Source organism: Streptosporangium album (genome assembly GCF_014203795.1).
Lineage (GTDB): Bacteria > Actinomycetota > Actinomycetes > Streptosporangiales > Streptosporangiaceae > Streptosporangium > Streptosporangium album.
The window spans coordinates 4,371,836-4,383,351 of the sequence record NZ_JACHJU010000001.1 but is presented as its reverse complement, the minus strand read 5'-3'; the positions used below and the strand labels follow the sequence as shown (position 1 = coordinate 4,383,351).

Below are 11,516 nucleotides of genomic sequence, written 5' to 3'. Positions count from 1 at the left end.
CGGCCGGCGGCTACGGCGAGGAGGGCTGCTCGCCCTCGGCGACCGGCGCGCCGAGGGCCACGCCGGTCAGGCAGACCGGAGCCGCCGGATCGTCCATCACGACCCGCATCCCCCTGCTCAGCGCCGTCACCGGGAAATGGACCAGCCCGAGGGACGTCTTCCGCAGGCTGAGCACGATGCGCTCCTCCCCGACCTCGACGGTCACCGAGACCGGCCGGTCCGCCCTGTAGGCCAGCGCGCCCGCGGTGGCCGGCCCGCCGAAGGAGAGCGCGTCGGGGAAGGCGACGGCACCGTTCACCACCGGCATGCAGAGTTCGCCCTCACCCCGGGCGGCGAAGAAGCCGAAGACGCTCATCCGGACCAGCCTGCCGTTCCGGTCGAAGACCCGGGCGTCCTCGGACGGCTCGGGGTGGGCCATCCTGACCCGCACGGTTGGGCGGGCCAGCGGGGCGAGCAGGCGATCGCTGAGCCGCCGGTTGCCGTTCACCGGCAGCACGATGTCGCCGGGGAGCGGGGTCGGGTAGATCACGACGTTGTCCGGCGCGGCGGCGAGCTGCGCGGCGACCGTGTCCAGGTAGGCCCGGACACGGTCGCCGCTGAGAGTCGCCCGGTAGGTCTCGATCGAGATCACCGACAGCACCAGGTAGGCCCCCGCGGTCAGCCCCGCGACGAGGGCGAGCCGGGACGGGGCGGGCAGCGGGCGGCGGTAGACGCCGGTCTCCCCCTTCACCGGCAGCAGCGCGAACCCCAGGCAGAGCGCGAGGACCAGGACGGCGTCGGCCACGTAGCGGGTCTCCGCGCCCACCAGCGCCGTGTAGCCGCCCCGGGCGATCACCGTCGGGATGGCGTCGGCGAAGAGCAGGTAGCCGGCCAGGACGATCCACGCCCGCAGCGCCCGGCGCCGGTAGAGCACGGTGGTCGCCACCACGGCCGCCAGCGCCGCCCAGGAGACGGCGACCACGAGGTCGGACGGGTCGGCCAGGCCACCGGTCGGGGTCGGTGTCCACGTGACCGGACCGCCGATCGCTCCGCTGGGGAACGTACGGCCCAGCATGAGCGAGACCAGATCCACGGCCACCTCGGGTTTGGGCACCGACGCGCCCTCACCCGGGGCGGTGTCCATCCGGGAGAGATAGGCGATCGTGTAGGCGGCGACCGCCATCACGTGCGCCGACCAGAGCCGCCAGTGCCGCCGCGCCTCGCCGAGCATCGACCGGATCCAGCCGGCCTCCCGGTCGTCCAGGAAGGCCGTGGTCAGCGCGTACAGCAGGAAGACGGCGAAGACGCCCTTGGTGCTGAAGGCCATGCCGGCCACGCACCAGGCCAGCGCGCGCCATCCGTGCCGGGCTCCCTCGCCCCGGGTGAAGCGGACCTGGTCGGTCAGCGCAAGCACCAGGGCGAGCTGGAGCGGGATCGCGTTGATCGCGGCCGCCCACCAGCCGAACGCCGGGACCGTCAGCGGGGAGAACAGGAACAGGGCCAGCGGCGGCAGGATCGCCGGCCGGGTGCCGAACAGGGTCCTGAGTAGCCGGAGCGCCAGCACGCCGAGCAGCGCCTGCGCGACGAACGTGACGCCGGCCACCAGCAGCCAGTCGTAGGGCGCGATACGCGAGAGCACCCAGGTCAGCGCGATCGCGCCGGGCATGAAATGGCCCTTGTGCACCCGGGTCACGAAGTCGAGGGTGAGGTCGCTCTCGTAGGCGTTCCCCACGAACAGCAGGTCGTCCTCGACGAAGTAGGAGTCGCGCAGGACCAGCACCCGCAGGACGAGCGACGCCGCGACGATCAGGACGGCGCCGAGCAGCACCGGGCTGCGGAGGGCCGCCATCCAGCCGGGCAGCGCGATCCGCAGCACCGGGGAATCCGGCCTCCCGGTCTCCGTGGCCTCCATCAGTCCTCTCCCTCTGATCCCCGTGTTCCTGCGGAACACCCTGCGAGCCCGAAAAAGATGAGGAGCAATGCGGTGTTATGCTCCGGCGCATCCGATCTGTTCCACTCCGTGAAGGAGCGACATTGGAGACCCCTCAGGCACCGTTCCGGGCCACTCTGGGCCGGTCGATAAGGTTGCTCGGCGCCTTCCGCAAGGAGCAGAGCGACCCGGACTTCTTCTACGGCATGCTGGCCCGCGACACGGTGGCCCAGCTCACCTCCTACACCAAGCTCGACGGCGCGCTCGTCGCCGACATCGGCGGCGGCCCGGGTTACTTCACCGACGTGCTGCGGGCCGTGGGCGCCCGCCCGGTGTGCGTGGACTGCGACGCCGGCGAGATGACGGCCCGCCAGGGCGCCGCGCCGGAGGGAGCAGTGCTCGGCAGCGCGCTCGACCTGCCGCTGGCGACCGGCTCGGTGGACGTCTGCTTCTCCTCCAACGTGCTGGAGCACGTGCCCGACCCGTGGCGGATGGCCGACGAGATGGTCCGGGTGACCCGGCCGGGCGGCGTGGTCTACCTGTCGTTCACCAACTGGCTGTCCCCCTGGGGCGGCCACGAGACCTCCCCCTGGCACTACCTCGGCGGCCACCGCGCCGCGGCCCGCTACACCCGCGCGTACGGCAGGCCCCCGAAGAACGTCTACGGCAGCAGCCTCTACCCGGTCTCGGTCGGTGCGGCACTGCGCTGGGCACGGCGGCGGCCGGACGCCACGGTCCTGGACGCCCTGCCCCGCTACCATCCCCGCTGGGCGACCCCGGTGATCCACGTCCCCGCCCTGCGCGAGATCGTGAGCTGGAACCTGCTGCTCATCCTGCGCCGCCACTGACCACCTCCTGCGGGCCGCCGCCCGCCCGCTCCGGCACGGCCGCGCCGACCGTCACCAGCCGGAGGCAGGCGCCCTTCCCCGCGACCGAGATCCGTACCGGCCCGGAGGCGGGCGCGACCGGGAAGTAGATCCGGTTCCAGCCGGCCCGCAGCAGGACCTCGTTCCGCCGGTCCCCGCTGAGCACGCTCGCGCGCGTGTCGCGTGGCACCCGGTAGTCGACGCGGGCGATGCTCCCCAGGTGGGCGGCGGGAAGGTCGGCGACGGTCGCGTCGCCGCGCGCCGGAAGGCAGGCGCCGTCCTTGGCCGCCAGATAACCGCCGAAGACCGCCGCGGGCACCAGATGGCCACGCTCGTCGAAGGTCACCGCGCGGCGGGCCGCCTCCGGACGCCTGACCCTCTCCCGCAGCGTGCCCTCGGCGAGCGGGCTGAGCGCCCGGGAGGTCAGCCGGTCCTCGACGGGCCGCCAGGGGAACAGCATCCTGTCGGGGACGAACGAGGGGTAGACGCCCGTCTCCGGATCGAGCGCGGCCAGGTCCGCGCGGGCCGCCTCGAAGTAGGCGCGGTTGCCGCCCGGCAGCCCTTGGGCGAAGCCCGAGGCCGACATGAGGGCGAGTGCCACGTAGGCGCAGGCGGCGACGGGGACGGACGGTGAGACGGCGCGGGAGGCGTCCCGCCGGGGAGGTCCGCCCGCCAGGGGCGCGTCCCGCTGAGAGGTCACGGCGTCCCGCGGCGGTCCGCCGTCCCGCGAGGGCGGGTCGCGCCACGGCATCAGGGCCAGCGCCAGGCAGACCGCGAGCACGGGGGTGGCGTCGGCGATGTAGCGGCTCTCCAGGGCGTGCTGGATCGACCCCGCCCGGCTGACCATGATCAGCAGGCCGTCCGCGACCAGGAGGTAGCCCGCCGCGAGCGCCCAGGCGCCGGCCGCCTCGGGACGCCTGCGGCAGGTGCCCGCGACGACGGCGGCCAGGACCAGCCAGGCCACGGCGACCTCGACGGGCCGGTGGGCGACCAGCAGGCCGGCGCTGGTCGCCGTCCCCCAGTTCAGCGGACCCCCCACGAGCAGCGTCGGCACCGTACCGCCGAGGAAGCTGCCGAGGTAGTCGGACGCGGTGTAGAACTCCGGCGCCACGAGTCCCTGCCCGCCGGCCCGCCCCGAGGCCAGGACGTAACCGGCCAGGTAGGCGCCGCCCACCGCCACATATGCCAGCCAGAGGCCCAGGTGCCTGCGCGCGGCCCCGGCCACGCCGTGCTCACGCGCCAGGAGCAGCACCGTGAGCAGGAACAGCACCGGTGGGATGAGGACCGCCTTCTCGAAGAAGAGCAGGCCGGCGCACGTCCAGGCGATCCCGGCGAACGCGTGCCGGGCCCGGCCGGTGCGGATCAGCAGTACCTGCGAGCACATGGCCATGAGCAGGGCGACCTGCAGCGGCAGGATGTTGAGCGCCGCCGCGAACCAGGTTCCGGCCTGGAAGTTGGCGGGTGCGAACAGGAAGAGGACGAGCGGGACCAGGATGAGCGGCCGGGCGCCGAACAGCAGGCGCAGCAGCCGGTGGAGCGCCAGGGCCGCACCGGCGTACATCGTCATGATCACGGCCGACACCAGGGTCCAGTCGTAGGCGGAGACCGCCGTGACGGCCCGGACCAGGGCGAGGGCACCCGGCATCAGGTGTCCGATGTGCACCCGGAACAGGTGGTCCCAGCCGAAGGGCTCGTCCACGGCGCGGCCGATGAAGACGATGTCGTCCTCGGCGAAGAAGGACCGGCTGAGCAGCCATCCCTTGAGCACGAGCGCAGCGAGCAGCAGGAACAGCACCGCAACCGACGTCCCGTGCCGCCGGAAGGACGGGCTCCGCGCCCACCCCGGCAGCCGCAGCTCCACCTCGACCGGGCCGGTGCTCACGCGCACCCCCGCCCCTGCGGCGCGGACCCGCCCGACGCGGTCCCGGTCCGCTCCGTTCCGGACCGCCTGCGAGGACGGGCCCCGAAGAAGATCAGCAGGAGTCCTGTGGCGAGGAAGAGTCCGGGCAGCAGGTCGCGGACCGTCAGGACCCAGCGGATGAAGGCACGCGCGTCGGCGACCTTGGCGCCGACGTCCTCGGGGGACATCACCAGGTCCGCCCGGAGGCTCACCCTGCGCTCGAACCCGTCGGGGGTGCGCAGGCCCTGGCGGTGTTTCTCCGCCACCTTCACCGTCAGACCGCTCTCCGGCTCGACCCAGATCGTGCGGGTCACCTCGGCGTAGCGGGAGACGCCCAGGGACCGCCACTGGGGCAGGCCCAGCACCTTGCCGGGGAACTGCTCGGGGAAGTCCTCGATCTTGGCCGGACCCGCCGTGTAGGTGTAGCGGTAGGTCCGCAGGCCGTCGATCTGCTCCTGTTGCTCGTAGCGGAGCGGGACCACCGTCCGGAGCGTCGTGTCGTACATCGGGTACGAGCGCGGTTCGGCACGGAAGGGCAGGCGGAAGGCCAGGCCCGACTGCCGGGCGCCCGCGTCCTCGTCGACGTACTCCCCGCAGCAGTTGACCGTCATGGCCGTCCGGCGGTCGAAGGCGGCCCTGCGTTCGTGGTAGTCGATCCGGTCGCCGGCGGCCGTGGTGAGCGAGGTGAACTCCACCCACACCGCGGTGTCCCGGGTCCCGGCGCCGGCGTCGCCGCTCAGCGTCGTGGTGGACACCAGCGGGACACCGGTGTGGGAGGTGAGCGTGGCCGTGTCGAAGTAGTCGGCGGCCGGGGCGACCATACGGTAGGTCCTGCCCTGCTCCAGCGGCAGGAGCAGAACGCTGTCGTAGACGTAGAAGCGCAGGAGCGCAGCGAGTGTGACGAGGAAGGCGCCCGCGCCCGCGAGCACCGCCCGGGGAATCCTGGACCGGCCCACCGCCCCGCCGCCCGCCGCCGGGGCGGTGGGCACATCGTCATCACGGGTACGGGTCACCGGCCCGCCACCATCGGATCGGGCCGCCGGGCCGCGGCACGGCGCGGCGGAGGCGGCGGGGCGGAAGCCCTCCGGGGGACCGACGCCATCATCCACGCCAGGGTCAGGAGGCAGAGCACCTGCGGCACGACGCCGGTCAGGGGCCTGGCGAGCGCCTCGGCGGCGTCGGCCCCGCCGTACAGGGTTCCCGCGGCGAGCGCGAGACCGGCCAGGCCCGGCAGCGCCACGAGCGCCCAGGGCGAGGCCGCCGCGCCCGCGAGGCCGGGGAGGGCTCCGAGCCGGGCGTGCCTGGCCTCGGCCACCGCTCTCAGCCAGGCGGCCAGCGCCAGCGCCCCGGTGACGATCGCGGCGCCGGCGAACCCCCCGGTCCACAGGCCGACGATCGGGGCGGACAGCCAGATCCAGACCGCGCGGACCCCGGCGGCCGCCGTCCCGGACGCGCGGACCCCGGCGGGCACCGGTCTGGACGGCCGGGCCGCGGCGCGCACGGTCCCGGACGGACGGGTCCGCCGCGCGGGGACGGACGCGAGCGCCAAGACCAGGAGCACCAGGATGCCGCCGCCGAGCAGGGCCGCGCGGTAGGCGGAGTCGGGCTCGTAGCGCATGGTCACGACGCCCTGTCCGGCGGGCAGTTCCCAGGCCTGCCGCCAGCCGTCCAGCCTGACCGCTGTCAGCCTCCTGCCGCCGAGGTAGGCCCGCCAGCCGGTGTTGTGGTTCTCGTTGACCACAAGGTAGGAGGGGGCGGAGGCCGAGACCCGGACCCGGCGCTCCTCCGGCCCCCATGACTCCGCGACCGCGGGGGTGGCCGTGACCGCGCGCCGTGCGCCGTCGGCGGACGTCCGCACGACCACCGAATCGATCCTGAAGGCGTCGCTGGGGGCGGCGGTGATCCGTGCGGTGCCGGTGCCCAGCTCGACCGGTCCGCAGGCCCGGTAGCCGAGGGGGCGGCCGTTGACCACGTCGTCCAACGTGCCGTCCACGATCTCGGTGGGCACGGTGTTGCCGTTGAGGGTGAGCGTGGGCCCGTAGCCGCAGGGCAGTCTCAGCGGGAAGGGTGCCAGCGAGCCGAGCGGCTTCACCCCCGGGATGGTGAGCTCCGACACCTCGATCGGCCGGGACGCCGGAGCCGTGAACCCGATCTCCAGACGGTCCGTGCGGATCGGGGCGAAGGCGACTCTCCCGTTGGATCCGACCCAGCCCTGCGCCGTACGGCCTCCGCCGCGCACGCTCACCCTGATCGGCGGCTGCCCCAGGAACGAGTCGGGGAAGAGGACCGTGATCTGCGAGATCGTGATCTTCTTGCGGAGCCTCACGGTCAGGGTCGGGTGCGGGTCGAAGGTCTGGGCGTACCAGACCGTGTCCAGGTTGCCGTCCATGGCCGAGCGGCCGAGCACGGCCGGGTGGTCGACCAGCGTGGAGGAGGCGGTCACCCGGGGGAAGACGCCGGGGATGGTGGTGAGCAGCCCGGCGGAGACGGGGTCGGTGAGCACGGCGCGGCCGGTGACGGCGCGCTCCCCGCCGTCCCGGACGGCGAAGGTCCGGTCGAAGCCGGAGCCGTCCTCACCGGTGATCTGCAGGGACGGCGAGCAGGTCCACGTCGCGGACCCGTGCATGCACGCCGGTGCCGAACCCCGGCGGGTCAGCAGCACCGCGCCGGGGTCCTGGGCGCCGTCCGCGGGGACGACGATGCTCCGGGTGGCCCTCACCCCGGGGATCGCGATCTCGGTGATGCCGACGCGGGTGCCGATCCGCGACCTGGGCTCGGAGGCCAGCCTGGTCACCCGGATGCGCAGCCACGAGGTCGCACCGGCCGGTGGGCGCAGGAGCTGCGGGTCGGCCGAGTCCCGGACCGGCGCCAGGCGCGTCCCCGCCTCGGTCTCCAGGGCGACCTCCGCCACGGGGGGTCCCAGCGCCCCCTTCTCGAACGCGACGGTGATCTGCGGCATGTCGATGCTCTCGACGAAGCGCACCTCCAGCCACTCCCCGACTGCCCCGTTCCAGCCGTCGGAGCGCCATCCGGTGCGCGGGTCGGCGTCGAGCGCCGCGTACGGCTGCCGCCCCGGATCGCGCCGGTCACCGGCCCCGATCCCCGACTCGGCGGAGGAGGCCCGCACGTCCTGGATGCCGGAGTAGCGGGCGGTCGCGGCGGCGGCGGTCCAGGCGGGGTCGGTGAGGTCTGATTCCCTGCCCCGTTCGGGGGGTTGGTCCTCGGTGAGCGTGGCGGTGCCGATGCGACGCAGGTCGCCGAAGACGATCTCGCGGCGGCGCAGCGTGTCGGTCACCACCCTGCGAGCCGCGGGCACCGTGCCCGCCTCCGGCTCATCACCGACCACGGTGGGCCGGTCGTCGTCGAGCAGGCCCTCCTCGGCGAGGGCCAGCGTCGCCTCGGGGGCCCCGGCGATCCGGAGCGTCCCGTCGCGGGGCACCGTCGCGACGAGCGGCGCGGGGGCGGGGACCGCGTAGACCTCCAGCGCGGGGTAGTGCTGCTCGAACCAGCCCGAGGCCGTCGAGTTGGCCGTGGTCCCGATCTCCGGCCCGAAGGTGGCGACCCGTTCCAGGCCGGTGGACTCGGCGAGGGTCTCGTGGACCCGCGCGGGCCAGGCGGTCCCCAGGCTCTCTCTGGCGAGGTCGTTGCGGACGAGCAGGTAGGTGACCCCGATCCGGCGCAGCGCCGAGGTGAGACCCGGCGAGCCCCGGCCGGTGGCGAAGCGCTCGTCCACCGCCTGGACCAGCCGGGCCAGCCCGGGAGATCCCCAGGGGACGTTGGTGTGAGTGGCCCAGCGCACGGTCAGCAGTGACTGCATGGGCTCGTCCATCGGACGGCCCCACAGGTATTCGCCCCGGCGTGATCCCGGCGCGGCGAGGACCATGCCGCTCCCGGTGTTCCGGTTCAGCCAGGTCGCGGCGTCCCGCCAGTAGGAGGGCACCTCGGCGAACCCGCCCGCGGGGGACGCCCCGGCGGTGGCGACGGGCAGCGCGGTGAGAGCCGCCAGGGCGGCGGCCGCCGCGAGGACGGGCCTGCGCAGCCGTACGGGGCCGGCCAGGGGCAGGGCGGCCAGACCGAGGGCGAGCGGGAGCCGGATGAGCGCGTCGAACTTGTGCAGGTTGCGGAACGGCGCGAGGGGACCGTCCAGCAGCGCCTTCACCTGCTCCGTCCACGGGTGGACGAGCGCGTCGGCGTGCCCGGCGGAGACGATCACGATCCCGGCCAGGACGCTGATCGCCAGGAAGGCCCGCTCCGGGGTGGTCCGGGCGGCGATCCCGCCGAGGCCGAGGCCGGCGACGAGCGCGGTCAACACGATCAGCGCGGGCCCGGTCGCCTGCTCGAACGCGGCGGGGAGGAAGGGTTGCCCGTCCACCGGCAGGTAGGCGATCCAGCCCGAGGTGCCCCGCAGGGTGTTGATCAGCGAGGTGACGCCGGTGGTGGCGTCGGCGGTCTCGATGAACGGCAGGAAGGAGAAGATGTAGCGGCCCATCACCAGCAGGGGCAGCAGCCACCACATCGACACCGCGCTCACGCAGCCCAGCCACCACAGCAGCAGGCGCCGCCGGTGGCGTCCCCGCTCCCGGGTCAGCAGGTACAGCAGCGGCACGACGAGCACGGCGAGTTCGGCCACGGCGTTGATCCCGCCGGCGAACAGGAACGCCAGCGCCGACAGCGCCGCCGCCCTGCGCGGATTCGCCTGCGGGCGTGTGCCGTACACGAGCGGCAGCAGGATCCAGGGCAGTACGGCGCTCGGCTGGAACTCCGAGGAGTTGATCCCGATCAGTGTGAGGGCGTGCGGGGCCAGGGCGTAGGCGAGACCGGCCAGGACCCGGGTGGCCGGGGTGCCGATGTCCAGGGCGCGGGCGACCCGCTCGACGCCGGCGAAGGCGGCGCACAGGACCAGGGTCATCCACAGGCGCTGGATGTTCCACGCGGGCATGTCCAGCGCCTTGAAGAGCGCGTAGAACGGGCCCATCGGGAACAGGTAGCCGTAGGCCTGGTTCTGCAGGTGGCCGAAGAACGCGCCGTCCCACAGGTGGGTCGCCCGGGCGAGGAAGCCGAGCGGGTTGAGCGCCATGTCGAGTTTGGTCTCGGAGATCACCTGGCCGGGCGAGGTGTTGAACGCGACGGCTCCGAGCAGGAGGCAGCCCGCCAGCAGGTGCAGCCGGTGCCGCAGCCGGGCGGGCCCGGTGTCCGTGCGGTCAGGGGTCAATGCGGCACTCAAGTGGGGTCGGTCTCACCAGCGGCGAGACGGAGGTCGGGGGTCCGGGCCGGCGAGCCTGCAGAGCTCTCGGGTTGGTGCCGGTGGCCGACCATGGGGAGCTCCGTGGCGATAAGTCTGGTTATCGTAGCGCCGGTTCTCCCCCAGGTGAACTCCCCCGCCCAGGATCGGCACGCCTGCTGGATCTCGGCGCGCCGCACGGGGTCGGCCAGCTCCCCGATCGCCCGCTCCACCACGTCCGCGAGTGCCTCGCCGTCGCGGACCAGCCAGCCGGTCACGCCGTCACGGATCGAGTCGCGCAGCCCGGCGACGTCATAGGCGACCGTGGGCACGCCGAAGGCCGCCGCCTCGATCACGGTGAGGCCCCAGCCCTCGAACTCCGAGGCGGTCACGTTCAGCAGGGCCGAGCCGAGCACGGCGTTCTTCTCCGGCTCGGCGAGGAAACCGTGCAGGTGCACGCGGTCGGCGACCCCCAGCTCGGCCGCCCTGACCGCGAGGGACCCGGACTCCGGGCCGCGGCCCACGACGTGCACGCGCAGCCCGGGACGGCTCTCCCTCAGCTCGGCCGCCAGGCCGACGACGCGCTCGACCCTCTTGTGGCCGACCAGCCTGCCCAGGTAGACCACGGCGGGGTCACCGGGAAGGGCGTGCCGCGCGACCGAGCGCGCCGTGGGGCTGCCGTTGGGGACGACCTGGATCGGGGCCAGCCAGCGCAGCCGCGTGCGGAGGTCCTCCCTGGACGACTCCGACACCGTGATCGTGGTGCGGCGACGGTAGAGCAGCCGGGCCACCGATCCCTCGATGAAACAGCCGATCCTGGCGAGCCAGGGGGGCAGGAAGGCGTGGAACTGCCGGTCGTGCACGTGGTGCACCAGGCAGATCACCGCGGTGCGGCGCCGGACCACGAGAGGGGAGAAGAAAGGGATGCCGTTCATCGAGTCGACGACCACGTCGAAGTGGCGGCGGCGCAGCAGCAGCCAGAGCGGCACGAGCAGGTAGACGAGGTAGCGGTTGCCCATCCTGCGAAGCTCGACGCCGTTACGCCGCTCGGACCCGGCCTGACCGGGCTCCCGGCCGGTCACGAAGTGGACGGACGCGCCCTGGGCGATGAGGTGGCGGCTGACCTGCCAGGCGTACTCCTCGGCACCCCCGGCCACCGACTGTCCCGGCTCGCGGAAGTTCAGCACCGCCACCCGGACCCCCCGCAGGGACGCCTCCGGGATCTGCGTGACCTCCACGCTCAGGCCGGTCCGCGGCTGGCTCAGCGGACGCGATCCGGCGTTCCCGCTCCCACCGGAAAAGGCCACGATGTCGGCCACGGTGTCTCCTCGGTCCTCTACGGCGACGCGCGCCTGAATCAGGGCATGGCGGAGCCGTGCCCTGTTCTGATGGCTGGTGCTCAGCCCCGGCGGGCTGGGAGGAACGGTGTCGAAGGGCCTTCGATCGGCCCCTCAGATCACCTGTCGCCGTAGTTGTACAGGGGACGGTTGGGGGCCTCGGGGGTGGGCGAGGCCACGTTCACCACCGCCACGGAGGCGCCGACCGCGAGGATTGCCCCAACGGCCAGGGCTGTGATCACGCGTATCACTGAGCTCTCCCTCCAAACACCGGACAGTGTGC

General features: G+C 73.6%; 7 protein-coding genes. 1 reads left to right on the top strand and 6 read right to left on the bottom strand.

What is annotated here, in order from left to right:
• Positions 1–10: 10 nt before the first annotated feature.
• The gene (locus FHR32_RS20990) at positions 11–1,891 is read right to left on the bottom strand and encodes a hypothetical protein (protein WP_184755854.1); all 1,881 of its coding nucleotides are present in this window, start codon (positions 1,889–1,891) and stop codon (positions 11–13) included.
• 77 nt (positions 1,892–1,968) lie between these two features.
• Between FHR32_RS20990 and FHR32_RS20985 the strand changes: the two genes are divergently transcribed.
• On the top strand, positions 1,969–2,757 hold the full coding sequence (locus tag FHR32_RS20985; protein ID WP_184755853.1) for a class I SAM-dependent methyltransferase: 789 nt from the start codon (positions 1,969–1,971) through the stop codon (positions 2,755–2,757).
• Here the strand turns inward: FHR32_RS20985 and FHR32_RS20980 are convergent.
• The 5 genes from FHR32_RS20980 to FHR32_RS46070 form a co-directional block, all read right to left on the bottom strand.
• On the bottom strand, positions 2,738–4,657 hold the full coding sequence (locus tag FHR32_RS20980; protein WP_184755852.1) for a hypothetical protein: 1,920 nt from the start codon (positions 4,655–4,657) through the stop codon (positions 2,738–2,740). The two genes, FHR32_RS20985 and FHR32_RS20980, sit on opposite strands and share 20 nt — an antisense overlap.
• Complete coding sequence (pgfA, locus tag FHR32_RS20975; protein WP_184755851.1) at positions 4,654–5,688, bottom strand: cell envelope lipid trafficking protein PgfA; 1,035 nt, start codon at positions 5,686–5,688, stop codon at positions 4,654–4,656. The genes FHR32_RS20980 and pgfA overlap by 4 nt, the downstream gene beginning before the upstream one ends.
• The gene (locus FHR32_RS20970; RefSeq protein WP_184755850.1) at positions 5,685–9,899 is read right to left on the bottom strand and encodes an alpha-(1->3)-arabinofuranosyltransferase domain-containing protein; all 4,215 of its coding nucleotides are present in this window, start codon (positions 9,897–9,899) and stop codon (positions 5,685–5,687) included. Before FHR32_RS20970 ends, pgfA begins: the two co-directional genes overlap by 4 nt.
• On the bottom strand, positions 9,896–11,215 hold the full coding sequence (locus FHR32_RS20965) for a glycosyltransferase family 4 protein (RefSeq protein WP_184755849.1): 1,320 nt from the start codon (positions 11,213–11,215) through the stop codon (positions 9,896–9,898). The genes FHR32_RS20970 and FHR32_RS20965 overlap by 4 nt, the downstream gene beginning before the upstream one ends.
• Positions 11,216–11,352: 137 nt before the next feature.
• On the bottom strand, positions 11,353–11,484 hold the full coding sequence (locus FHR32_RS46070; protein WP_281390880.1) for a hypothetical protein: 132 nt from the start codon (positions 11,482–11,484) through the stop codon (positions 11,353–11,355).
• Positions 11,485–11,516 lie beyond the last annotated feature (32 nt).